Source organism: Pseudoalteromonas sp. NEC-BIFX-2020_015, from assembly GCF_012952265.1.
Classification (GTDB): Bacteria; Pseudomonadota; Gammaproteobacteria; order Enterobacterales; family Alteromonadaceae; genus Pseudoalteromonas; species Pseudoalteromonas neustonica.
Genome location: NZ_JABCJL010000044.1, coordinates 1 through 24402 on the forward strand (window position 1 = coordinate 1; position 24402 = coordinate 24402).

The 24402-nt window shown below is 39.3% G+C and carries 23 protein-coding genes; 6 read left to right on the plus strand and 17 right to left on the minus strand.

Features of this window, described 5'->3' with window-relative positions; all coding sequences use genetic code 11:
• Nucleotides 1–369: 369 nt before the first annotated feature.
• The 13 genes from HH219_RS20615 to murJ all read right to left on the minus strand — a co-directional run bounded on the left by HH219_RS20615 (nt 370) and on the right by murJ (nt 15303).
• A complete protein-coding gene (locus tag HH219_RS20615) occupies nt 370–789 on the minus strand; it encodes a type IV pilin protein (RefSeq protein ID WP_169328495.1) in 420 nt (139 codons plus the stop codon).
• Nucleotides 779–4021 (minus strand): PilC/PilY family type IV pilus protein, encoded by a 3243-nt coding sequence (locus HH219_RS20620; protein WP_169328496.1) that lies wholly within the window; start codon nt 4019–4021, stop codon nt 779–781. Before HH219_RS20620 ends, HH219_RS20615 begins: the two co-directional genes overlap by 11 nt.
• Before the next feature lie 12 nt (nt 4022–4033).
• Nucleotides 4034–4516, minus strand: a complete 483-nt coding sequence (locus HH219_RS20625; RefSeq protein WP_169328497.1) for a pilus assembly protein PilX — start codon at nt 4514–4516, stop codon at nt 4034–4036.
• Nucleotides 4504–5490 carry a PilW family protein gene (locus HH219_RS20630; RefSeq protein ID WP_169328498.1) on the minus strand — a complete coding sequence of 329 codons (987 nt, stop codon included), beginning with the start codon at nt 5488–5490 and terminating at the stop codon, nt 4504–4506. Before HH219_RS20630 ends, HH219_RS20625 begins: the two co-directional genes overlap by 13 nt.
• Nucleotides 5491–6054 carry a type IV pilus modification protein PilV gene (gene pilV, locus HH219_RS20635; RefSeq protein WP_169328499.1) on the minus strand — a complete coding sequence of 188 codons (564 nt, stop codon included), beginning with the start codon at nt 6052–6054 and terminating at the stop codon, nt 5491–5493.
• Nucleotides 6055–6176: 122 nt separating this feature from the next.
• Complete coding sequence (locus HH219_RS20640) at nt 6177–6878, minus strand: LytTR family DNA-binding domain-containing protein (RefSeq protein ID WP_169328500.1); 702 nt, start codon at nt 6876–6878, stop codon at nt 6177–6179.
• Complete coding sequence (locus HH219_RS20645; RefSeq protein ID WP_169328501.1) at nt 6875–7915, minus strand: histidine kinase; 1041 nt, start codon at nt 7913–7915, stop codon at nt 6875–6877. The genes HH219_RS20640 and HH219_RS20645 overlap by 4 nt, the downstream gene beginning before the upstream one ends.
• 29 nt (nt 7916–7944) lie before the next feature.
• Nucleotides 7945–8874 carry a 4-hydroxy-3-methylbut-2-enyl diphosphate reductase gene (ispH, locus tag HH219_RS20650; protein ID WP_054205138.1) on the minus strand — a complete coding sequence of 310 codons (930 nt, stop codon included), beginning with the start codon at nt 8872–8874 and terminating at the stop codon, nt 7945–7947.
• Entirely contained in the window at nt 8874–9314 is a 441-nt protein-coding gene (gene fkpB, locus HH219_RS20655) for an FKBP-type peptidyl-prolyl cis-trans isomerase (protein ID WP_054205137.1), read from the minus strand. Before fkpB ends, ispH begins: the two co-directional genes overlap by 1 nt.
• Nucleotides 9311–9811 carry a signal peptidase II gene (gene lspA / locus HH219_RS20660; protein ID WP_054205136.1) on the minus strand — a complete coding sequence of 167 codons (501 nt, stop codon included), beginning with the start codon at nt 9809–9811 and terminating at the stop codon, nt 9311–9313. Before lspA ends, fkpB begins: the two co-directional genes overlap by 4 nt.
• Nucleotides 9812–9820: 9 nt before the next feature.
• On the minus strand, nt 9821–12649 hold the full coding sequence (ileS, locus tag HH219_RS20665; protein WP_054453312.1) for an isoleucine--tRNA ligase: 2829 nt from the start codon (nt 12647–12649) through the stop codon (nt 9821–9823).
• A gap of 25 nt (nt 12650–12674) precedes the next feature.
• Nucleotides 12675–13601, minus strand: coding sequence for a bifunctional riboflavin kinase/FAD synthetase (gene ribF / locus HH219_RS20670; protein WP_054205134.1), 927 nt, complete (start codon nt 13599–13601; stop codon nt 12675–12677).
• Between the two features lie 130 nt (nt 13602–13731).
• Nucleotides 13732–15303, minus strand: a complete 1572-nt coding sequence (gene murJ / locus HH219_RS20675) for a murein biosynthesis integral membrane protein MurJ (protein WP_349251632.1) — start codon at nt 15301–15303, stop codon at nt 13732–13734.
• Between the two features lie 245 nt (nt 15304–15548).
• On the opposite strand from murJ, the gene rpsT reads away from it, so the two are divergent.
• Nucleotides 15549–15809: a 30S ribosomal protein S20 gene (rpsT, locus tag HH219_RS20680; RefSeq protein WP_054205133.1), complete on the plus strand. Its 261-nt coding sequence runs from the start codon at nt 15549–15551 to the stop codon at nt 15807–15809.
• Between the two features lie 158 nt (nt 15810–15967).
• Here the strand turns inward: rpsT and HH219_RS20685 are convergent, their stop codons facing one another.
• Nucleotides 15968–16351: a response regulator gene (locus tag HH219_RS20685; protein ID WP_054205132.1), complete on the minus strand. Its 384-nt coding sequence runs from the start codon at nt 16349–16351 to the stop codon at nt 15968–15970.
• 121 nt (nt 16352–16472) lie between these two features.
• Here HH219_RS20685 and HH219_RS20690 point away from each other — a divergent pair, with 121 nt between their 5' ends.
• Together HH219_RS20690 and HH219_RS22170 are read left to right on the plus strand one after the other, a co-directional pair.
• Nucleotides 16473–16922, plus strand: a complete 450-nt coding sequence (locus tag HH219_RS20690) for a hypothetical protein (protein ID WP_054205131.1) — start codon at nt 16473–16475, stop codon at nt 16920–16922.
• A gap of 99 nt (nt 16923–17021) precedes the next feature.
• Nucleotides 17022–17267, plus strand: a complete 246-nt coding sequence (locus tag HH219_RS22170; RefSeq protein WP_054205204.1) for a hypothetical protein — start codon at nt 17022–17024, stop codon at nt 17265–17267.
• A 184-nt stretch (nt 17268–17451) separates the two neighbouring features.
• Here HH219_RS22170 and HH219_RS22340 read toward each other — a convergent pair whose 3' ends face one another.
• Both HH219_RS22340 and HH219_RS20700 read right to left on the minus strand, forming a co-directional pair.
• Nucleotides 17452–17583 carry a hypothetical protein gene (locus HH219_RS22340; protein ID WP_269432715.1) on the minus strand — a complete coding sequence of 44 codons (132 nt, stop codon included), beginning with the start codon at nt 17581–17583 and terminating at the stop codon, nt 17452–17454.
• 100 nt (nt 17584–17683) lie between these two features.
• On the minus strand, nt 17684–18604 hold the full coding sequence (locus HH219_RS20700) for a glyoxylate/hydroxypyruvate reductase A (protein WP_054205130.1): 921 nt from the start codon (nt 18602–18604) through the stop codon (nt 17684–17686).
• A gap of 173 nt (nt 18605–18777) precedes the next feature.
• On the opposite strand from HH219_RS20700, the gene HH219_RS20705 reads away from it, so the two are divergent.
• The 3 genes from HH219_RS20705 (at nt 18778) to HH219_RS20715 (ending at nt 22993) form a co-directional block, all read left to right on the plus strand.
• Nucleotides 18778–20490 (plus strand): lysophospholipid acyltransferase family protein, encoded by a 1713-nt coding sequence (locus tag HH219_RS20705; RefSeq protein WP_054205129.1) that lies wholly within the window; start codon nt 18778–18780, stop codon nt 20488–20490.
• A gap of 162 nt (nt 20491–20652) precedes the next feature.
• Entirely contained in the window at nt 20653–22275 is a 1623-nt protein-coding gene (locus HH219_RS20710; protein ID WP_169328502.1) for an ATP-binding protein, read from the plus strand.
• Nucleotides 22276–22285: 10 nt separating this feature from the next.
• A complete protein-coding gene (locus tag HH219_RS20715; RefSeq protein ID WP_169328503.1) occupies nt 22286–22993 on the plus strand; it encodes a response regulator transcription factor in 708 nt (235 codons plus the stop codon).
• 386 nt (nt 22994–23379) lie between these two features.
• Here HH219_RS20715 and HH219_RS20720 read toward each other — a convergent pair whose 3' ends face one another.
• Nucleotides 23380–24051 carry a hypothetical protein gene (locus tag HH219_RS20720; protein ID WP_054205126.1) on the minus strand — a complete coding sequence of 224 codons (672 nt, stop codon included), beginning with the start codon at nt 24049–24051 and terminating at the stop codon, nt 23380–23382.
• Nucleotides 24052–24402: the final 351 nt, after the last annotated feature.

The window sequence follows — 24402 nt, forward strand, 5'->3', positions numbered from 1 at the left end:
AGACGCTGAGAAAGTAACGTAACAATAAGTAGCAGTAAATCGATCGCAGCACGCATTGACGTCGATAACGTTTTATCTGCTTCAATTTGTGCTTTAATATTGTCGATATTCGACTCGATATCGATCCGACTTACTTTCATTTATTCACATCATAATCAAAGGAAAGCAACAGAATAACGCGTTGAAATGATCAAGCAAGTCGATCCCTTCTTTATTTTTGATCGTTTTCAATAAGCAAGGTTTAGTGCTGAGTAGTTACAGTAATTTAACCAAATCTCACGTGCCACGCACGGATATATAATAAGTAAATTCAACACTGTTAGTGTTGAATTTACTTATTAGGGATGGAGCTAACATCACGAGTTCTGGTTACTTACCCCAGCATCGTGAATGGTCAGCACTGCCCGTTGATGTTTTTAAACCTGTGTCATCAATTGTTAGTGTTTTGCACTCATCATCTTTAAGTGTAGGCCCTGCTACTGGCGTGGCCGTAAAGCTAAACGTACCGGCGGCATTATCTCTTTCAACCGTAATTTTATAAAAGCCGTGCTCCGTAGGTGTAGTCACACCAATATCAGTTAATGTGTCTGTGTATTGGCGGTTATCAACAAAGAATTGCTCTTGCCTATTTGCAGCATCTAGCAAAGCCGTCACAGCTTCAGTCCGAGCAGTACGTTTTACATGCTCAAAATAACTAGGTAAAGCAACTGAAGCAATAATACCCAATATAGCAACGGTGATCATAAGCTCTATCAAGGTAAATCCCGCTAATTTTCTTCTATTTTTCATTATCATTGACTTCCCGCTTATAAATATACGTTTGTTGAGTTTCAAAACCAAACCCAATAGGAACTGCATCACTTACCAGTTTTATCTTACCATTCTCATCAATAGTTATACCCGGGCCTGATACCTTTTCAGGAACAAACGGATTATCTTTATCCCCGCTATTTTCACTTACTTTAATCCCAGGCCCTATTAATAAGAATTGGCTTACTGTTTCTTTGATCTCCCCCCCGTAATCACAGAAGCCATCAAGATCAAAATCTTTACATGATGGATCTCCATCAGGAGGAGTTCCATCATCACACGTACCATCAGAGTCTGAATCGGTACAAGACTGCTTTTCATCACAAAATCCATCAAGGTCTACATCAGGACAATTCTCTATTTCACCAAAATAAAGCTGCGGTGTGTCAGGTACATCGTTACTAGTCACAAAGCTAAGTTGCTCATATACTTTCGTTCCATAATGTAGGTGGAAGGCATATAACGATCCTTTGCCTCCACTTAATGAACATTGATTTACTGTCTCAGTCGCAGATGCTGGCGTAAAACTAGTAAAATAAGCAACTCCACCTATAACCGTTGCTGCTGCTAATGATTTCTCACCGGCTCCTGGCAAATCATAATACCAACCACTAAATTTGCTCAGTTCAATTTCTTTCTTGGTAAATGCATCAATATCATTGAGTGCGTTACCAAATGGATCTGAATTCATATTCATGAGCTTTGCGGTCGTGATAAGTTCTGGAACGTCTGTATCTTTGAATGATTGAGTTACTGTATTGGTATCGCGAATCATATAAAGCTGATCTTGTGTTAATGTACCTGTTGGTTTCGATCTGTTACCACTACCAACTAAAACGGCATCAAATGGAGTGTCTAAACGCGTGACAATTGTTGAACCATTTATGGTTGTGTTAGTTACTTTACTAAACATAGTGCGCGCAACCATTGGCTTGTAGAAAAAACGTCTATCGCCAGATGATGTTCCACCTAATTTAGCAAGTTCAAAGTGTGTCCACGGGTTTTTGCTATCCGTTGGGCTATCGCTCGGCATATCAATACGCCAAATACTTCCGGCTGTATCCGTAGCATAAACACGATCGATATAACCATCGTAATCAGAATCTAGTGTCGTTACATCAGCTGCGATACTGTGCTTACCTTTAAACCCAGTACTTGGGCTTAATTCCCATATAAGCGCCCCTGTTTCCGCATCAATAATATAAATTCCACGACCCTTACTATCATTACTTAAAGAGACATTGTCTTTATTAATATCATAGCCGGCTCCAAAAATAAGCACAGGCTTTCCTTTGTGACCTTTAATATACGACACAATAGGTGCTGACCATGATTGAGCAAGCTCTGTAAAGCTGCCTGTTCCGCCCTGGATAGGGCCTCCCCACATAAGCTTAGGCGAATCTGGGTTTGTGATATCAAGCGCATAATAGTTTGTCCCACCACGGCGCATTCCAAAGAAAGCCCATACTTTATCACTTCCATTGACAACCCCATCACGGTCTGCATCATTAAAAAATACAGTGATGGGTCCATCAATACCGTATTTCTTTACGCTTGGTTGATTTTTGCGTATTGGGTCAATAATTTTATATAAGCTGCTGGGAATAAATGCCCAGCTTTCACTAATCGTATCCCCTGCTTCACTCGCTTTATCTTGAAACATATGTAAAAAGCCAGCATTTGTTCCAATCAAAATACGTACATCATCATTGCCATAATCAATCGTTACTGGTTTTGAGTGTAGTGGGTCGCCAAAAATATCATCTCTTTGATCAGTACTTGAACTATCTCCATCTTCATTATCAACATCGATACCTCGCGCCCAGTCAATAGTTTTTTGTAACTCAGAGGTACTTACACCAAATGCTGCCGCGGCCTTATTGTCATTTCCGTATGCATTAGACACTTTATCTTTTGTGAATGCGATTAACCCAGCAGACCCTGCATCAGTAAGTAATTTTCGGCCACCTGTGGCTAGGGTTGTCAGCATTAGATTAACCCCCCCACTTTGCACTGAATTACCATCAGCGGGAACATTACTTGGTAACCAAAAAGTTCGCGCATCCTTTTTTATAAGACCTTCCGCATTGAGTGCTTCTTTATCTGATGAATCAAGGATTTTAGAGCCTGATACTTTTAACTTTTTTAAATTACCGCGCCAACGAGCTCCCTTTTCAGGGTAAAACATTGCATAATATATCGAATCCCGACTACGTGTTTGATCAACATTATTACTAGCCACTGCTGGAGAAGTAAATGTATCGTTTACCGCTCTTATATTTGTAATGAATTTTTTAAATGCATCAGATAGTTGCTCTGCCGTATCCGCATGTTTATATTGACCACCACCAAGCTCAGCAGTTTTTTCTAATAATGCTTTACCACTTGCGCTCATACCAGACCCAAAGCCAACTGTATAAACCCGCCCTAAGTCATGTACTTTAGGTGTGCTTGGGTATAAATCAATAACAACATTTTCATCGGCTTCGCCATTATCAATCCCATGTATTGACTTAGCTAATGCGGGTAAATAGTTATTACTTACTGTTTGAGGGTATGTTTTAAAATGGCTTTTATAAAGGTTCCTTATATCGGTATTTTTACCTGAGTCATTTGATGGATCACCATCGGTCATCATAATGATACTAACAGAGTTATCACAGCGTGGCGGTTTACCTGCAGCTGGTTTAAATGGTGAAATATAATAACTCCCAGATTCAGCAGAGTAGTCCCTATTTCTTGTATTTCTACCGTACTCAACCTGTTTGCCTGATATATAAAGATAAGCTTCCCATAAGGTTTCGCTCAAAGGCGTTGCACCATCAGCCGGTAACCGGTTTATTTGGTTAATGAGCGTGGTTCTATTTGAGCCCATTTTAGCTAAAACATACCCGCCTGAGCTGCCATTAAAACGCATCAACCCAAAATCTATATCTTCATTGTCATTGACAAGTTGAGTCATAGCATCTCTAGCAACACCTAAACGACTATCGCTGCATAAAATATAGCCACGATTATAACCACAACTGCGCCCTGTACTCGTAGAAAAAGCCATACTACCCGATGTATCAAATACTAATAATACACGAGGGTTTTCAGTAATCTCTACATCATGGTTCACATATAGTTCAATATCTTCAGCATAACTTTGGACACTAAAAAAAGTGACAGTAGCTAGCATAGTTTTTATAAATAACAACTTAAGTTTCATCGTATTCCTCGCTTAGCCACCAGTGTTTAAACTTGCCATTTCTTGGGCAATCCCAGAGACAACGGTAAGTGTATGCTTACTTTTTGTGCCATAATTAATAGTTGTACTCACTTGTACCATATTGCATGCCATACCCTCAGTAAAATCAAATTTACGCGGGCAAGGTAAGTCAAGTGGCCCATTATTTAAATTAATCATTGAGCTAGTGGTGTTTCCAATCCTATCTAGCGCCATGCCACCTTCTGGGATCTGTACCTTAGTAAACAAGAACCTATTTGCACCCTTTCGTGCTGATTCATTTGCAATAACCCTTTGCACAGTACCAATTAAAACGTTTTCAGCCTCTTCGCGCTCAAAAGCAGCATTTGTAATTTTAATATCAATACTGCTGCTACTCATTAAGGCAACTGCTATACCTGTTACCGCAACAACCATTATTAAAGCAATCACTAGCACTACACCTTGCTGTTTTGAGTGTGATGTTAAATTCGCCATAAATTAGCTCCTATGTTATTTAAACGAATAGTCGTTGTAAAAAGAGCGCGGCGAAATCTATCATCGAACACTAAAACCCTTTGATTTGCATCTTCGCCTAATGTGTAAGTTTGGTTGGTCTGTTTGAGATCATTATCTTGTTGTAATGCACGTACTAACACAAAGACTTGAACCGTGAGTATTGCTCGACGATTTTCCCAGTCAGTACTTGTCATATTTTCAACACTGCGGTAACTATCAACGCGTTGGTCGTTATTTGTATCTAAACCAAATAGAAAGCGAATATTCTCAACTCCTTCCATAATAGTTTCATTGACCATCCCTCCACCTGGGGTCAACCTTTGTCGCCGTAAAGCGGGTACAGTTACTGACTGGTTATTTAATTGAAACGTTGTCTCTCCAACATAGTAGACATGATGACGATACCGCCAAATAGTGGCATTACCATTAATATCTCCTGCATTAACAACCCCCCTGTTAAACTTTGCTTGCTCTTGCTCTGCTATAAAATAATAATGATTTGCTGTCGTATTACCTGGCTCTATTTGTAAGCCCTCTAAAAACTTAACTTGTAAAATATCGCTATCTGTTCTCGTATTCGGGGCGCAATTTAGCTGCTCGCCCCCTGTAGACTCTATGGCATAAATAGAACGAAAATTACTATTATCTACATAGTTTGGAAAACTGCCATTATTAGGACCTTCAGAACAATCACCTCCTGGGTTTGGGAGCGTTTGTGTATTTACATCAGTAAAAGAGTTCTCATAATAAGTTCCCCAAAAGCCAACTTGCTCAATATCGCGCTGCATAATATTGAGCGCTAAACGCCCTGTTTCCTGAAGTTCGCCTATGGTCATAGTGTCGCGAGTGGTTACCTTCATGCTAATGTAAGTAAACATTACTCCACCTAACACTAAGCCGCCAATAAACAGCGAAACCATCATCTCTACTAAGGTAAAACCTGTCTGTCTCATTTACGTGGTCCTTAAATACATATAACTTTCAAGTACAACAATACGGCGTTTTTTATTAGCATCACCACAGACGATATCGTCTGGTGCTTTAACCGCACTGAGTGCCTCTCGCCCTTGCCAACTGATAACTACTTGTAATGAAAATGCATTTGCCTTGCCGCCAACGCCGGCTGTATTATTAATACAAACGGTTGCGTCATCTAATGTTCCAGTATTTTCTCTAGCTTGAATCGCTCTGATCCATTGTTGACGGTCAAGTGCAGCAATTTGCGCTGCTGTGCATGTATTTGTATAACAATGTCGCTGCTGATTTAACGCCGTATCACTTGTAAATGTCCCATTATAACGCCCAGCAAAACCGGCACTATCGTTTGCGCGCATACGTTGAATAATATCGTTTCCTAATGCCACAGCAGCGGCACGTTGCATTGAATCAAAACTCGCTTTTTTAGCCGTCGCTTGTAATGCTACAGCACCAAGTAAACCAAAGCTTAAGATTACGAAAGCAATTAATACTTCAATAAGTGTAAACCCTCGTAAAGATGAAGGGTGTGCTGAGCCCATAAGTATGCCTAATAAAAAATATCGTACGATAAGAATAATCTAACAAGGAGGGAATACAAGAAGGGTTAGGATGAAAGGTTATTTTTGTTGATAAACGGTTAACGCTATTTGCAATGAGTAACCTAAAGTTGCTCTTTTACCACTTTGTAAGCTCGCCGACTTACGGGTAGTAAATGAGTGCAATTTTTAAGCTCCACTACATGGCTACCATCTTCAGCTTTTTTCAATGCATGAAACTGCGATCGATTAATCAATATCTTGCGGTGGATCTGTAAAAGTTCCACGGGAAAGTCTGATACTAACTGCTTCAAGCTTTGCTCGATGATTGCCTCCCCGTCATCAAAAATAATCCGTGTATATTTTTCTTCAGAAGTAATGTAATAAACTTTTTCCAACGCTATTACTCGACTAACCCCCGCTAACTGGTAACTTATTGTCGCTGTTTTTTTCTTTTGTATATGAGCTCGAGTTACTCGTCCTATTTGCTCTAGCGTTTTCGCTAAATTTTGCTCAGTCACTGGTTTCACAAGATATCCTGCAGCTGATAGCTGTAATGCCTCAAGTGCATGTTCAGGATGAGCCGTCACAAATACTATCGCTGGCGGTACAGCGAGTAGGTTAAGCTCGTTTGCAACTTCTAAACCATTAAATCCGGGCATATCGACATCCAAAAAAACTAAGTCAGCAACCCATGACTGCATCAATTCTAATGCTTGCGTACCGTTACTTGCTTCTCGGTGACTGCTTAAATCGGGGTATATAGCAAGTAAGCGCTTTAGACGTGAGCGAGCCAATGCTTCATCATCAACGATTAATACTTTCATGGGAAATCCTTTAAGTCTAATACATGCCTAGGCAAAACGAGTTTCACTCGAAAAGTGTCATTGCGTGTTGTAACTACCAACTTTCCTTTCCCTTGATAATAAATGTCTAACCGTTGACGAATGTTCTCCAGCGCCATACCATTCCCAGGACGTTTATTCACACCTTCAAAAATAGGGTTTGATACCAAAATAGTCAACGATTGAGTGCTAAGCAACAACTCTATATTTATTACAGCCCCTGTTACTGAAGGTTCAACTCCATGGCACACGGCATTTTCAATCAAAGGTTGCAATGTTAAACATGGTATTTTCAGCGCAGGTAACTGCTGAGGGATATGCCAATTTACTTGTAAGCGCTCTGAAAACCGCCAAGTTTCCAAAGCTATGTACTGTTTTGTTAGATTAATTTCATCTTCTAATAAAGTGCTTTTTCCGACTTTCATCGCAGCTTGCGATAAAGCAGCTAAGGCCAGAATTGCTTGCTCTGCAGCTAATGGATCACAATGGGTCAATTCGGCTGCTGTATTTAAACTATTATATAAAAAGTGTGGACGAATACGTGCCTGCAATGCATCAAGTTCAGCTCTCGCTAATGCATTGGTTTGCTGTTCTTTTTCATAGTGGATAATTAAAAATTGAATAAACAATGCTGCAACTAAAAATACCATTAGTAGGTTTTTTAATAAAAACTCGTAGGGGTTTTGCAGCGCAATATAATCATTTGTAAACTCAGTAAAAAGCAGACTAAACAAAGCGGTAGTTAATAATAAAGATGCCATTAATGCACATAACTGAGGTGTTTGATTTAGTCTTTGAAGCCGTTTACGTAAAAGATAAAGCCAAGTAAGGCTGAATAAAAAGGTGAGATGTAAAAAAAGGCTAATAGCCCCTAAACGAATCCAAATAGCATCAGCCGTCGCTGGAGCAAACGCTAAAATAGTCGCTATAACTTGTCCTACAACAAGTGTAGCCAGTACTCCACGCTCTTTAAAAAGAGCCGCAAAAAGCAAAACATTGGGTTGCAATTGTTTGCTCATCCGGCTCTCCTTTAAAGGTTGTTATAGGCTTAACGCAATTCAACCGGTACTGCAAAGACAATATTCTCTTCTTCGCCCGGGTTTTCAATAACCTGTTTACCACCAAGTTCTTTTAAGCAGTTTATTACTTGTTGCACAAGAACCTCAGGGGCTGAAGCACCCGCTGTTACACCCACCGCATTTGCCTTTTCAAACCAATGCTTTTCAACATTACTTGCATCATCAATTAAATAAGCGGTTGTGCCCATTTTATCTGCAAGTTCACGTAAGCGGTTTGAGTTAGAACTATTTTTTGCACCAACAACGAGCAATACGTCCACTTTATCTGCCAAGTCACGAACAGCATCTTGACGGTTTTGTGTCGCATAACAAATATCGTCTTTTCGTGGACCATTAATTGCGGGATACTTTGCGCGCAAAGCATCAATTACATCAGCAGTATCATCCACTGATAATGTCGTTTGGCTGCAATAAAATAAATTGTTAGGGTTTTTAACATTAAGATTAGCAACATCATCAGTCGTTTCGACTAAATAAATACCGCCATCATCATTATCGTATTGCCCCATTGTTCCCTCAACTTCAGGGTGGCCATGATGACCTATCAAAATACACTCAATACCCTTACGGCTTGCGCGCGTAACTTCCATGTGTACTTTGGTAACTAGCGGGCAAGTGGCATCAAAAACTTTTAGCTCTCTGCGCTTTGCTTCGCTGCGAACAGCTTGAGACACACCATGCGCACTAAAAATAACAATGCTATCGTCTGGCACTTGATCTAGCTCTTCAACAAATACCGCACCACGTCTTTTAAGGCCGTCAACAACATAACGGTTATGAACAACTTCGTGGCGAACGTAAATTGGCTTTTCAAAGATATCTAACGCACGCTCTACGATACTAATTGCTCGATCTACACCGGCACAAAAACCACGTGGATTTGCTAAAAGAATATCCATTAGCCATTTACCTCTAAAATTTCTACTTCAAAGGTTAATCGCTGACCCGCTAGAGGGTGGTTAAAGTCAATTGTTACTGACTCCCCCTGCACTTCACGCACAAGCCCTGGTAACTCTGTACCATCAGGTTGCGTAAAAGCAATAATTGAACCGACTTTTGCAGGTGTCTCTGGGCCAAATTTACTGCGATCAACGTAATAAATGTTATCAGGGTTAGGCTGCCCAAATGCATCTTCTGGTTCAAGTTCAAATGATTTGCTCTCACCTGATGCCAAACCAAATAAACATTTTTCAAAGTTTGCCGTTAAGCTACCATCGCCCATAACAAGCTTTGCGGGCTTATTATGAACTTTGGTTGAATCAGCTGCTGAGCCATCAGACAATTTAATCGAAAAATGAAATATCACTTGTGAGTTTTCACCAATCACCGATTGACTCATGCTTTTTGCTCCTTTGGACTTTCGCCTGTAAAGGCATCATATAATAGTAGCGCTGCACCTACACAAATTGCACTGTCGGCAATGTTGAACGCTGGAAAATCCCAGTTTTGGTAGTAAAAATGAAGAAAGTCAATTACATAGCCATATGTCATACGGTCATATAAGTTACCTATCGCTCCTGCTAATACTAACGAATAAGCACCGCACAATACTTTATTAGTGGCTGGTAGACGTTTTAACCACCAAATAAGTAATACACTAATTGATATAGCTATAATGCTTAAAAACCAACGCTGCCAACCACCCGCTTCACTTAAGAAGCTAAATGCCGCGCCATAGTTATGGACATACGTTAGATTAAAAAAAGGCAAAATATCAATCGAATCATATAGATTCATGGTTTTAACAACCAGTGTTTTGCTGGCAAAGTCTGCTACTAAAAGTAGCAAACTTAACCAAAGCCACACTAAACCACTTTTTTGGGCTAGTTTGCTCACTTAAAACTCCTATGCGAACTGGCGCTTTTCACCTTCGCCATTTACGTTACTCACGCAACGACCACAAATTTCAGGGTGTTCTGGATCAGTCCCTACATCATCACAGTAATGCCAACAACGCTCACACTTTTTAGCATCTGTCGCTGAAACGCTAATATACAAGCCTTCAATTTCTGTTGCTTGAGTGCCATCTGGTTGGGCATCAACAGCCGTTACAGTTACCTGTGAGGTCAAAAATACAAAGCGTAGTTCATCACCAAGTGCTAATAGCTTATTTGTAAGTTCTGTACTTGCATATAAAGCGACATTAGCTTGTAATGTTGCACCGATAACTTCTTCTTTACGTGCACCTTCAAGAACGCGGTTTACTTCATCACGTACTGTTAGAATTGTTAACCAATCATCATTACTAAATTGACCTTCACTAACAGCCTTTAAGCCATCATACCAAACTGATGTAAATACATATTGATCACGTTCACCTGGTAACGCTTCCCAAATTTCTTGCGCTGTAAAACTCATGATTGGCGCCATCCAGCGCGTCATTGCTTCGGCAATATGATACAAAGCAGTTTGACACGAACGACGTGCATGACTATCGCTCTTCGCTGTATATTGGCGATCTTTGATTACGTCTAAATAGAAAGAGCCAAGTTCACCAGTACAGAAGTTCATTAGCTTTTGCGTCACTTGTAGCATTTGGTAGCTATCGTACGCGGCTAAAATTTCATCTTGTAACTGTGCTGCACGACCAACAATCCAACGATCAAGCTCAACCATATCATCAATAGCAACTTGGTCAGTTTTAGGATCAAAACCACTTAGGTTGGCTAATAAATAACGGCTAGTATTACGAATACGACGGTAGCGATCAGCTGAACGTTTAAATATCTCATCTGATACCGTCATTTCTGCGGTGTAATCAGTTGAGGCAACCCATAAACGTAAAATATCTGCGCCTAGTTTGTTCATCACATTTTGTGGTGAAATAACATTACCTAATGATTTTGACATCTTACGGCCATTCTCATCCACGGTAAAACCATGAGTAAGCACTTGGCGATAAGGCGCATGTCCATTAATAGCAACTGACGTCATCATTGATGACATAAACCAACCACGGTGTTGATCTGAACCTTCAAGGTATAAATCTGCTGGGCCAACTAAATCTTCACGGGCATCAACAACACATGCGTGAGATACACCTGAGTCAAACCATACATCAAGTGTATCTTGCACTTTCATGTATTGCTGAGCATCAGCTTCGCCAAGCAATGTTGCAGGTTCTAAGTCATACCATGCTTGAATACCTGACTTTTCAACCAGCTGAGCTGCTTTTTCAATCAATGCTTGTGTATCTGGATGAAGCGCGCCAGTGTCTTTATCTACAAATAAAGCGATTGGTACGCCCCACGTACGTTGACGTGAAATACACCAGTCTGGGCGACCTTCAACCATGTTAGCAATACGGCTTTCGCCCCATTCAGGTAGCCACTGCGTGTTTTTAATCTCAGCCAATGAATCTTGACGTAAATTAGCCTGATCCATACTGACAAACCACTGCGGCGTAGCACGAAAAATTATTGGCGTTTTATGGCGCCAACAATGTGGGTAACTGTGCGTCAATGCATGATGATGCAATAAAGCATTACGTTCAGTCAGTACATCAACAACGCTCGCGTTTGCTTTAAATACGTGTTGGCCGGCAAATAACTCGGTATCAGGTAAATAAACACCATTTGCGCCTACTGGGTTCGCAACTTCTAAACCGTATTGTAAACCTGCCACGAAATCTTCTTGGCCGTGACCTGGTGCGGTATGAACAATACCAGTACCTGAATCAGTTGTTACATGTTCTGCGACAATGACTGGCACGTTAAAATCATAAAACGGATGAGCTACCTGTAAGTTTTCAAGCGCTGCACCTTTTACATAACCTAATACGTGGTAATGATTAAAGCCATATCGATCCATTGCATCTTTTACAAGTTCTGAGCCTAAAATCAAACGCTGCGTAGCGCCTTCATCATCAACTTGTACCAGTGCATATTCTAAATCAGCATGTACTGCAACCGCGCGGTTAGCTGGCAGTGTCCAAGGAGTTGTTGTCCAGATAGCCGTACTTACAGTGCCTGAGCCTTCATGCCCTTCGTTTAAATCAAAGGCATTAACAACGCCCGCTTGATCAACAAATTCAAAACGTACATCAATAGCCGGTGATTGTTTATCTTGGTACTCAACTTCTGCTTCAGCCAATGCTGAACCACAATCAGTACACCAATGCACAGGTTTAGCACCTTTGTGTAGATGACCTTTTTCGATAATGCGACCAAGCACGCGGATGGCGTTGGCTTCAAAATCAAAATTCATCGTTAAATACGGTTTATCCCAATCAGCAAATACACCTAGGCGTTTAAAATCAACTTTTTGACCTTCAACTTGCTTTTTAGCGTAAGCACGACATTTTTCACGAAACTCAGCAGCCGTGACTTTCACACCCGGCTTACCAACTTTCTTCTCTACCATTAATTCAATTGGTAAACCATGACAGTCCCAACCTGGTACATAAGGCGCATCAAAATCAGATAACGTTTTTGATTTAACAATGATGTCTTTTAGTATTTTATTTACTGAATGGCCTAAATGAATATCGCCGTTTGCGTACGGAGGGCCGTCATGCAAAATAAAGGTTTTTTTACCTTTTTTAGCGTTGCGAATTTGACCATATAGGTCTTCTTCATACCATGTTTTAAGCATTTTTGGCTCACGTTGTGCCAAATTGCCGCGCATTGGAAACGTCGTTTCCGGTAAATTCAAAGTATGCTTGTAGTCGCTCATTAATCCTAGTTTCCGTATCGGCTACCTAATTTAAACCAAAACACTGTTTAGCGGCAGCAACATCAGTTGCTATTTGTACCGTCAATTGTGTTAATGTCTCGAATTTTTTCTCATCGCGAAGTTTTTCAATCAACTCCACGTGCATAAACTGTCCGTAAATATCTTGCGCAAAGTCGAACAAATGAACTTCTAATAATGCGCGTGTTCCATTAAATGTAGGTTTGTTGCCAATATTTGCAACCCCATACACTTTTTTATCGTTTAACGTTACTTGCACCGCAAATACCCCATTTACTGGGCATACTTGACGCTTTAATGCGATATTCGCAGTCCTAAAACCTAGCTCTCGCCCGCGTTTCCAGCCATGAATAACACGCCCTGATATTGCATAATCATGGCCTAACATCGCTTTAGCTTGCACTAACTGACCTTCAGCTAATGCTTGGCGGATCAAAGTGCTGCTTACTCTAGCATTTAATTGGCGAAAACTCGCGGTGCTTTTTACATCCATATGAGCCGCTTGACCCATTTTTGTCAGTAAATTAAAGTCACCTTGGCGTCTTTTCCCAAAGCGAAAATCATCGCCTACGGTCAACGCTTTAACGCCAAGCTTATTGATCAATATATCTGTCACAAATTGCTCAGCTTGCATATTGGCAAATTGTTGATTAAAACTAATGCAAATAACGCGTTCAACACCTAATTCCTTGAGCAAACGTAGTTTGTCTCGTAATCGTGTTAATCGAGCCGGCGCATTGTCTTTAGCAAAAAACTCTTGCGGCTGTGGTTCAAATAACATCACCGTGCTGGGCAAATTATATTTTTTAGCGTCATTGAGTAACCCATTGAGTACTTCAGCATGCCCTAAATGCACGCCATCGAAATTACCAATAGTCAACACACAGCCGTAATGCTGCGTGCGAATATTGTGAATACCTCTAATTAACTCCATGCCAACTAATGCCTTTGTAAGCGTTATGTACCGAGTAAAATTTCACTTGGGTTACAGAATCATCAATTATACCCAAACCACCTCAAGATGCGAGTTTCAGTTGGTTATATAAATCGTTTTTTTTACTTCATTAAAGCGTTGTAACACTTTTTATCGTTTTCAATCGTACACCGAACAAAAACAAGGTCAAAAAATACACGAACCCAGCAAGTACCAATAAACCACCTAATAAAATCACTTGCTCTGTGAAGTGCCATTGCTGCCACATAAATTGTGTTGAGGTGTACCAAACAACAGCCCCCATAATCAATGCTCCTATGACGCATTTAGTAAAAAACACTAAACTAAAACGAGAGAATTGATATACCTGCTCTTTGCTTAATTGGCGGTACAGTAAATACGCATTACAGCTAGCGGACATTGATGTTGCCAACGCTAACCCTAAATAACCAATAAAAGGGGCTAGCATGATATTGAACACCATGTTCAATACTAAGGTGATAATACCTATACGCACAGGGGTCTTGGTATCTTGGCGAGCATAAAAACCGGGCGCTAACACTTTAATTAGCATAAAACTAACGAGCCCGACCGAGTAAGCCATAACACCGAAACTTACAGCCTGAACATGGTCAATATTGCCATCTTTAAATGCACCATGATCAAATAAAACTGAAATGATCAACGGACTGATAATCATCAGGCCAACCATCGCTGGCAGCCCTAAAAATATCACAAACCGCACTCCCCAGTCTAAGGTGTGCTGAAAATCGCTGCCTTTATCACTACTATGTAATTTAGACAACGCAGGCAAAATAACCGTTGCGATACCAATCCCAAATAAACCCAACGGAAACTCAATTAATCTATCGGAGTAATACAACCAAGCGATTGATCCTGTCATCAACAAAGAGGCGATTACTGTATCTAGTAGTAAATTAATTTGACTAATAGATACACCAAATAATGCTGGCAACATCAACTTGCGTACTTTTTTTACATTTTCATCCTGCCATGCCCAGCGTGGTTTACTGAGCATTCTAGCTCGATACAAAAATGGCAATTGAAACAACAACTGCACCACCCCACCAACAAACACACCAATGGCAAGTGAATAGGCACCGACAGAAAACTTATCATGTAAAAAATATGCACATGTAATAATCGAAATATTCAATAAAACAGGTGTAAATGCAGCAACCGCAAAACGGTTATAAACATTCATTAACGCACCGCTAAGTGCAACAAGGCTAACAAAAAACAAGTAGGGAAACGTTAATTTTAGTAAGCTGCTCGCTAATTCAAACTTTTCAGCATCTGGGCCACCTTGCCACCAATCAATAAACCAACCAGTACCAAAAAGTCCGGCAATAATTGGCGATGCGATTACACCAATCATGGTGACGATCAGTAAAATAGTCCCTAATGTCCCCGCTGCTTGGGCGACAAAAAGACGAACTTTATCATCACCTTGTTGTTCTTTTATTTCAGATAATACCGGCACAAACGCTTGAGCAAATGCGCCTTCAGCAAATAAACGTCGTAAAAAATTTGGAATGCGATTAGCGAATAAAAAAACGTCGGCTGCGGCTCCGGCTCCCAATAAGTTGGCTACCACCGCATCTCGCACTAATCCTAAAATACGCGATATCATTGTCATTGCACTTACAATCATACCAGAACGAAATAATCCTTTTGCCACCTTAAACTCGCTGTAAAACAATTAAGAAAGGTAATTATGCCTAAAATCTACTGAAAGCACTAGGCTGAGACCACGGGCTTTGTTACAATAGCGATATTAACTGCTAGAGCGGCAACAAATTGATGTTCGTTATTAAGGAGCAGTTTTTCTTGTTATGTCAATTTTTTATTGACATTCATGATTAAAAAAGGCATATTCCACGGCCTTTAAATTAAGCTTATTTTTAAGATTGTTAGGAGCAAACCTTGGCTAACATCAAGTCTGCAAAAAAACGCGCTATCACTAGCGAAAAGAACCGTCAACACAACGCAAGCCGTCGTTCAATGATGCGTACATACTTCAAAAAAGTACTTGTTGCTATTGAAGCTGGCGACAAGGAAGCTGCACAGCAAGCTTTCGCTGTTGCAACACCTATTTTAGACCGTTACGCAACTAAAGGTCTAATTCACAAAAATAAAGCAGCTCGTCATAAGAGCCGCATAGCAGCTAAGATTAAAGCGCTATAATTTATTTTTGCTAGAATATAAAAAACCGGCTTCGGCCGGTTTTTTTATATCTATTTTCTATGGCGCTGAAAAAATAACTCAATAATTTTTAACGCAGCCTAAAGAGTTATTTAATTCACTAGATAATTTGTTATGCGTAATTTTGATATGACTTTAGATTAGGCTATGACTAATTCAGGGTAAAACTTTTTCAACATTGCGGCTATTTTTTTCGGTGTAAATGGTTTTACAACAAACCCTTTAGCGCCTTTATCAATCGCATCTTTTACATTCTCTACCGTAGAATGAGCTGAAACCATCACCACATTTGTCTCAGGATTTATATCGTTTATTTGCGCGATAAGTTCTTTTCCATCGCCATCTGGTAATTCGATATCTAAAAATATAATGTTGTAACTCGCTGCATTACACGCGCTAATGCACTGCGCTGCTGTCGATGCTTCCCTAACGTTTTCAATACCTAAATGCATTAAAGTTTGATTTAAAAAGCTACGTACAGTGCCTACATCGTCCACTATCAAGATTGAAAGCTGCGTATTCATGGTTGATCCCCGTAGGTTATGAACTAGGTTTAAGTTATTATACTTGGGTATATACCTAATAACTTATTTCATTTTATAATCTCATTATAGAGAGCTCTGCTTAAAAGGCCAGATTTGCTTTATGTCTAACAATCAAAAAAAACAATCCTTACTTGGAAAAACACCACAAAGAAGAAAACCGACAACTGCATCAAAAAAAAAGGGGACCAGTCAGCTTCCTAGCTCAATCCAAAGTGTAGATGAGCAACAAATTACAATTGGGGCTAACAACAAAAAAACGAAAGCTAAACTTATTATTACTGGTGTAATTTTACTAATCGCTGTCAGTGTACCTAAGCCACAATTAATAACGTATGAAAAGTTAGGCCTAGTGACGCAAAGTGTTTACTGGCCTGGTATGTTTGGTTACGGTGCCACACTTTTTGATTCAAGCTTGCAGCCTCAAGCCGATCTAACCCGAAACAGCCTTTACTTGTGTCGAAATATGAAGCAGCCTGATAGCTGTCAAAAATATCGAATAACCGAAAATGCAGGCTTTTTTGCTGCGCTCAAAAAGCTAATGATGGATTAAAAAAACTAATCCGAAAAAATAAATTTACTTGGTTGAAAGGTGCGCAAAAACTCACCATAATGGCGCTCCTTTTTTCAACACATGAACAACGATAAAACCATGCTAAACGAGCTTGATTGGCTTTTAAACTTTATACTGTTAGCCCTAGGATTAGGGGCATTTTTTATTAACCAACTAACAATATTACGCGTTGCGGCGATTAGCGCCTGCGTTTTACTGTTTTTATCATTTAGTTTAGACCTAATGTCGTCAAGTGTGATCTCAAACATGAGCCTTGTGTTGATTAATACATTTTATTTGTTCAAAGTTTATACCTTTGGTCAATTAAATGTGACGCCTAATTAATATATCCCCCAAGATAATTTTATATGCCTTACTTGGTTTTACTGAGTGAGGTATTTTTTTGTCTAAACTTATTAGCAAAGAAATAACTCGCTTGCACAATAATGCATTAATAAGCTTGTAAAAAAGGAAGGGAGTAAAAACCGAGCACTATGTAAGAAGGATTGACTCGGCTTAGTGATTACTTTTATTTAACTTGGCTTGTTGATTGTTGAGGTTGTTCATCAGCATTAGCTTGGTTAAACCATGCTGACACTCCCATTAGTACAATAGACACCACAATAACACTGAGTTTTACGCCACCTTGTTGTTGTTTCATTATAAACCTTATTATTGTTTTTATTATAAATCGTACGCGTTATAGATTAGCTAAAATTACAAGTGTTAACAATATGTATTTTGCGTTAATTACTTAGATTTTAATAACCTTTTGTTCTATCAACTTGATGATTTAAATCTAGGCCTAATTTTAAACGCTCTACATTTTGTGCAATTTGAGTGGTCACACTATCAAGATCTGACAACGCTGCACAATGTGGTGTTAGTGTGATTTTAGGGTGTTGCCAAAATGGGTGTTCATCACCTAATGGTTCTTGTGTAAATACATCCAAGGTAGCGGCGCGCAATTGCTGTTGGTCTAATGCATGTAGTAGGTCTTTTTCAACCACATGCTGCCCCCTAGATACATTTATTAATACTGCATGTGGTGGTAAATGCGCTAAAAGATTACGGTCTATAATACCTTTTGTTTGTGGTGTTAAAGGCAATAAACACACTAAGTAATCTGCTTTATTGAGTAAATTAGGCAATGCTGCTTGCTGATGTATACAGTTAACATCAGCCATACTTTTTGCGCTTTGCGAAAACGCGCTTACACTAAAGTTATTTATTAAAAGACGTGTAGCGCATGCTTGACCTAACTCACCAAATCCTAAAATAACAACATGCTTATCGCGATAGCTTCGCTTTGGGCACCATTGGTTATCTTGCTGTTTTAATATGTACTCTTTTAAGCGCAGTTTATGCGCCAAAATATGGGCTAATACATACTCAGCCATGTCATGAGCCAAGTTTTCATCAACAATACGTGTAACAACAACATTTTTAGGTAATACATTTAAATCGATGCTGTCTATTCCTGCCCCAAATGATGAAACAGCTTTTAAATTTGGTAGTTGTACCCACATATCTTCAGGGGCAAGCCAGGCAAGAACAAATTCAATATCATTTAAATTATCACAATGTGGCCACTGCGAAATTTTTACATCTGGTAGCTTAGCCTCCAATGCAGTCATTATTTTACTGCAATCACGCCCGCTAATAGCGACAAGTACGCTCATAGAATGCCTATAATAAATAGTATATGTACAATAAGTATAACCTCTGCTGCAATATTTAATCTAATGAGATTCAATTTACGCACTTTAAAAAGTCACACAATTGCAACCTAACTGTCATCGCTTGCTTTTACTCTTTCAATATTGGTTTATCGCCAACATCAAACGAGGTAATAATGATCAGTGTTGATAAAGTAATCGCAGCAAATCTGCCACAACTAGAAAACTCACCTAAAGTTAAAAGTTTAGTTAAAAAAGGCTTAGGGTACTTACTACATGAGCAAGAGTTTGTAGCCTTTGGTGATGCTTACCCTCACTTACAAGGTATTGAGTTTGTAGAACAAGTGCTTGACGAATTAGACTTCGATACTCGCTATAAACCGAAACAAATTGAAAATATCCCCAGTGAAGGTAAATTAGTTATTGTCGCTAATCATCCTATTGGCTCGTTAGATGCGTTAGCATTAATTAAAGTGTTATCAAGCGTTCGCCAAGATTTAAAAGTCGTAGCCAATCGCATGTTGATGTCGGTAACCCCCATGCATTCGTTACTTTTGCCCGTCGATAATTTATCTGGGACAAGTAAAAAGCAAGAGCTTAGTAATATTCACCAACATTTAAAAAGTGAAGGTGCGCTATTGATCTTCCCAGCAGGTGAAGTATCTCGTTTAAGTCCAACAGGTATAAAAGACTGTAAGTGGAATAGTGGTTTTTTACGTATCGCTAAAAAAGCGAACAGCCCTATTTTACCTATTTTTATAAAAGCCAAAAATAGTTCGCTTTTTTATGGTACGTCAATGATTTACAAACCGCTCGCGAGTCTACTACTTGTCAAAGAAATGTTTAAGCAGCGTCAAAAATCATTAGAGTTTGAAATTGGTGCATCAATTCCTCCTGAATCCTACTTAATTGAAAACCTCAAAGACAAAGAGGTCGTTAATTTAATTCGTAAGCAACTCTATGCATTAACATCAAAAAAAATCTTACCGCTTAAAACTCAAACGCCTATCGCAACCTCGGAATGCCGTAAAGAGCTAAAAAAGGCCATAGAGAAATGCCAGCGACTTGGTACCACACAAGATGGGATGCAGATTTACTTGTATCAATATCAAGGTAGCTCACCTATTTTCAGAGAGCTTGGCCGTTTAAGAGAGATCTCTTTTAGAGCTGTGGGAGAAGGCAGTGGAAAACGCCGTGATATTGATAAATACGATATGGACTATCAACATTTAGTCTTGTGGGATAGCTCACAGCTTGAACTCGTCGGCGCATACCGTTTAGCCTGTGCGCAAGATATTATTGAAAAACATGGCCAAAAAGGCTTATACACCGATAGTTTATTTTCATACAGTGATGAAATGGCTCCCTACTTTAAGGCTGGCATAGAGCTTGGCAGAAGTTTCGTACAACCAAAATATTGGGGACGAAAAAGCCTCGATTATTTATGGAATGGCATAGGCGCATTCATAAATACCTACTCTCAGTACCGCTATCTATATGGTGCTGTTAGTGTGTCAAATACGCTCCCAGAGCAAGCTAAAGCGATGCTTGTTTATTACTATCAGCATTACTATGGTGCCAAGCAAACAATAGCCATACCTAATAATGAGTTTAAACTCACAGAGCAACAGCGACTCCAATGCGAAACGCTTTTTTGTGGTAATGATGTTAAAGAAGATTTTGTTGAGCTTAAGCATGTGCTCGCAAACATGGGTGCCCAAGTACCCACTTTATTTAAACAATACACCGAACTATGTGAGCCTGGCGGCGTACAGTTTTTAAGTTTTAGTGTTGATCCTGATTTCAATAACTGCATTGATGGACTTGTATTAGTTGATCTTGAAAAAGTAAAAGAAGGCAAAGCCAAAAGATATTTAGGAAAGACCTAAGAGCGCAAAGGTGTATAAAATAAGGACGACCAGCCATCTAGCTTATTTACTAAACCTACTTTGATCCGTAACGTGAATTTAAGCTCACTGTATGCCATCAAAAGTAGTTTTTATGTAAAGGTATGATACAGTGGTTGTACATAAATTATTGACAGACTAACTATGAAAAGGTCCCTGTTATTTTTATCTTTTATCATTATTTTTTCGGTAGTTAGCATTCAATTATTAGTGATCCCTCATTTTGAAAGTAACGTGAGGTACCCAACTGAAAAATGGGCATTAGAGTTTTTAACCTCAGGCTCTACGGATCTTCTTGCTCAACAATTACAATCCATACCTAAACACCAGAGAATAGCTTACTTACAAACCATACAGGCCAATTTTGGCTTTGAACTTACTTTACAAGACTATCAACAAAATGATTTTTCAAGTGAGCAGCGATCTTGGCTCGCAGAGAATAAAATTTGGGGAGACCCGCAAGCAGATTTAGCTTATCGAAAAATAGATAACGAGCAGCTGTTAGTGATTGTAAAACCTAATACGGTACCTAAGCATCTGGTCAACGAGGCACAACGTTGGATGATGGGCTCTTTTTACTTACTAAGCAATATTTTAGCGAAACACCCACAGCACAATTGGCCGTCGATAATTGATTCGCTCAGTGATAATTTTTCATACCCCGTTGCACTAATGACATTGAGTGAATTAACTTACACAAAGCAACAAATAGCCCAATTGAAAACAGGGGCTATTGTGACCATATCCACTGCGGATTCTAATTTTATTGGCTATCCCGCTGACATTGCCGTACAGCACATAAAAAATAGCGATAAAGTAATTATACTTGGCCCTTTTAGCCCTCAACTAAAGGGCAAAGTGGTGTACATGTTAAGTATCTTTTATTTTATATTCGGCTTTTTTCTGCTTATACCAATTATAATATGGTTAATTCCTGGCTGGCGCTCTATGTTATCGCTCAATAAAGTTGCGATATTACTTGGACAAGGTAAATTTGATGCTCGCGCTAAGCTAATTCGTTTTAGCCATCTAAACCATTTATCCAAAACGTTTAATATCATGGCCGAAAAAATACAACGTCTTATCTCTTCTCATAAAACCCTGATAAATGCTGTATCACATGAATTGCGAACTCCTATTGCACGCATTGAATTCAATATTGAATTACTTAGAAATAGTACAGCCAATAACTATCAACTTGGGCAACTAGAGCGGATTGAATTATCTTTGAATGAACTGAATTCATTAGTGTCAGAAATGCTTACACATGCTCGATTTGAGCGTGAAATACCGACACTTACATTTGCAGCCGTTGAACTTAATCATTGGATAAAACAAGAGTTATTATGTTGGCAAGAGGCCAATCCAGATATTGACATTGTCTTACTTGAACAAGGCATTTGCCATGCAATGATTGATACGTTTTATATGAGCCGCGCATTAAGTAATTTAATGCGCAATGCCATCGCGTATGGAAGAAACCGTATCCAAGTGAGCTATAAAAAAACCGTGAAAGGCTGGCTGATTTGTGTTGCGGATAACGGTGATGGTATTCCTTTATCCAATGCTGAGAAGGTATTTGAACCATTCTATCGAGAAGATCAAAGTCGTAATTTGCAAGTCGGTGGCACCGGGCTAGGCCTTGCAATCGTTAAACAAATTTTAGGCTGGCATGAAGGAAGCGCGAGTGTTGAGCCATCAAGCTTAGGTGGTGCGTGTTTCATGCTAAATTGGCCAGCCAAACGCATACATCAAGAATCCACATAGAGAATAATAAATGAAAACAAAAATTTTAGTGGTAGAAGATGATTTACCGCTTGCTGAGTCAATTCAAGAGTATTTAACGATTGAAGGCTATCAGGTTGAAATAGAATCAAATGGCGAGCATGCGGTCTCCCGTATTCTTCAGTGGCAGCCAGCTCTGGTGCTGCTTGACGTTATGTTACCGAACAAGGATGGCTTAACGGTATGCCGCGAAGTAAGGCAGTCATACAGCGGCTATATTTTGATGTTTACTGCACGAGAAGAAGAAATTGATCAGGTTGTAGGGCTTGAAATTGGTGCCGACGATTATTTACTAAAGCCGGTGAAACCTCGCTTACTACTGGCAAAAATTAAAGCTTTTTTAAGACGTGGACATCCCACAGATCCACTCGCCATAAAGCCACAAACGAAAGAGTCTATAACGTTTGGGCAATTAATCATTAATACACATAACCGGACAGTCTCTTTAGCAACGCAACATATCCAGCTCACAGACGGCGAATATGACCTACTGCTACTACTTGCTAAAAATGCAGGAGTTATTCTTTCACGTAGTGACATTGTTGAACAAATAAAAGGTTATCACTATGATGGTATTGAACGTGGTGTTGATAATCATATTAGTCAGTTACGCAAGAAGCTCGGTGACAATGCGCGTAATCCAATAAAAATTAAGACTATCCGTTCCAAAGGCTACTTATTTGTGGTTAGTGCATGGTAGTTATGGGTGGATATGGCGCTATATCCTAAATATAGAAGTAGCGCCTTTGAGAGACTTGAACTTTGGATAATATACCCAAACCACCTCAAGATGCGAGTTTCAGTTGGAATTTAAAGCGATTTAGGCAAGGCATTGATTACAAATAATAGTGGTTCTATTGTTAAAATCAATAACGCAGTATAAATCGCTTTAAAACCAACCCGTTGGGCGTTTCACAGGCACTTACTCTCATCGTTATTACTTCTTAAAAGGGACTGCCATTGTTGCAAAGTAACGCCTTGATATTAAGCCCCTGTGAAACGCTGAATTCTGCATCTTGAGGTGGCTTGGGTATACATCTATCTCAGCAATTACTTCACGCTAACCAGATGAGTTTTAATCTAAGGTTATTCTTGAGCCATTACACGTTTACCATTGCTATCGACAACAAGTAAATACGATGCACCAAAATTACCCCCACATAAATCGATAGCCTGATTGGCAACTTTTAGGCCATTAGCGCAGTTACTAACCGCTAAAAACTCTGTGACACGGCCCTTTTTTGTAATTAATACTTTTTTATCATCAATTGAAACATCATACTCACCGTAGGCAAATAAACGTACATTAAATACATCGGCAGTATTGCTTTGTTTTTTATCAATCACAGACAAAGCCCGTTCACCTGAAGATTGCCAAGCAATAACCCATAAATCATCATTATTACTCAAGGTTGTATTTATGCGTTCCTCTTTATTTGCATTGATACTGTCTTTAACCCCCAAGTTAATCATATTATTAATTACTTTATAACTGTAGTTATAGCGACTACCCACAGCATTGGCCTCCACATCGCCCGAAGCGATATTATCACTATCAAATAAACCGCTATAGCCGGTGCTAATACTCCTTTTTTTGACATGAAAGTCAGCCATATAATCCAATGAATTTATAAAAGACATATTTACTTGATGGGTTAATTTATCATCTAATTCATCCGTGCTTTCACCACATCCACTTAAAGCAGCTGTCACACCAAACAACAGTGCAATACTAAATCCTTTATTACTGGTGCTCATAATAATCTCCATAATGTTTAATTTATCAACGCTAAAAATCGCACTAAACGCTTTTATTACTTTAATAATTTTTTATTAATCAATTACTAAGCATTACATTTCGAATAGCGAAATTGACTGAAAAAATGTTAGCATATTATTTATGAGACATCTCTCAGCGCTTGTCGGACATTGTCAGGAATTGTCTGTTCATAATGAGCTTTTAGCTTAATGATGACCTTGCGTTATATACCCAAGCCTGACGAATCCCCACGAAATGAATTAAAAAAAGATGAGTAAAGGGGATCGACCTTCATGACTAATTGTGATCAAATTACTTCGCCAAAAACAACTTAAAACAATAGCCATGAA

Bases quoted from the DNA above. Each gene is read 5' to 3' on its own strand.
- HH219_RS20615 (WP_169328495.1), bottom strand. From the start codon at position 789: ATGAAAAATAGAAGAAAATTAGCGGGATTTACCTTGATAGAGCTTATG.
- HH219_RS20620 (WP_169328496.1), bottom strand. From the start codon at position 4,021: ATGAAACTTAAGTTGTTATTTATAAAAACTATGCTAGCTACTGTCACT.
- HH219_RS20625 (WP_169328497.1), bottom strand. From the start codon at position 4,516: ATGGCGAATTTAACATCACACTCAAAACAGCAAGGTGTAGTGCTAGTG.
- HH219_RS20630 (WP_169328498.1), bottom strand. From the start codon at position 5,490: ATGAGACAGACAGGTTTTACCTTAGTAGAGATGATGGTTTCGCTGTTT.
- pilV (WP_169328499.1), bottom strand. From the start codon at position 6,054: ATGGGCTCAGCACACCCTTCATCTTTACGAGGGTTTACACTTATTGAA.
- HH219_RS20640 (WP_169328500.1), bottom strand. From the start codon at position 6,878: ATGAAAGTATTAATCGTTGATGATGAAGCATTGGCTCGCTCACGTCTA.
- HH219_RS20645 (WP_169328501.1), bottom strand. From the start codon at position 7,915: ATGAGCAAACAATTGCAACCCAATGTTTTGCTTTTTGCGGCTCTTTTT.
- ispH (WP_054205138.1), bottom strand. From the start codon at position 8,874: ATGGATATTCTTTTAGCAAATCCACGTGGTTTTTGTGCCGGTGTAGAT.
- fkpB (WP_054205137.1), bottom strand. From the start codon at position 9,314: ATGAGTCAATCGGTGATTGGTGAAAACTCACAAGTGATATTTCATTTT.
- ileS (WP_054453312.1), bottom strand. From the start codon at position 12,649: ATGAGCGACTACAAGCATACTTTGAATTTACCGGAAACGACGTTTCCA.
- ribF (WP_054205134.1), bottom strand. From the start codon at position 13,601: ATGGAGTTAATTAGAGGTATTCACAATATTCGCACGCAGCATTACGGC.
- HH219_RS20685 (WP_054205132.1), bottom strand. From the start codon at position 16,351: ATGAATACGCAGCTTTCAATCTTGATAGTGGACGATGTAGGCACTGTA.
- HH219_RS20690 (WP_054205131.1), top strand. From the start codon at position 16,473: ATGTCTAACAATCAAAAAAAACAATCCTTACTTGGAAAAACACCACAA.
- HH219_RS22170 (WP_054205204.1), top strand. From the start codon at position 17,022: ATGCTAAACGAGCTTGATTGGCTTTTAAACTTTATACTGTTAGCCCTA.
- HH219_RS22340 (WP_269432715.1), bottom strand. From the start codon at position 17,583: ATGAAACAACAACAAGGTGGCGTAAAACTCAGTGTTATTGTGGTGTCT.
- HH219_RS20700 (WP_054205130.1), bottom strand. From the start codon at position 18,604: ATGAGCGTACTTGTCGCTATTAGCGGGCGTGATTGCAGTAAAATAATG.
- HH219_RS20705 (WP_054205129.1), top strand. From the start codon at position 18,778: ATGATCAGTGTTGATAAAGTAATCGCAGCAAATCTGCCACAACTAGAA.
- HH219_RS20710 (WP_169328502.1), top strand. From the start codon at position 20,653: ATGAAAAGGTCCCTGTTATTTTTATCTTTTATCATTATTTTTTCGGTA.
- HH219_RS20715 (WP_169328503.1), top strand. From the start codon at position 22,286: ATGAAAACAAAAATTTTAGTGGTAGAAGATGATTTACCGCTTGCTGAG.
- HH219_RS20720 (WP_054205126.1), bottom strand. From the start codon at position 24,051: ATGAGCACCAGTAATAAAGGATTTAGTATTGCACTGTTGTTTGGTGTG.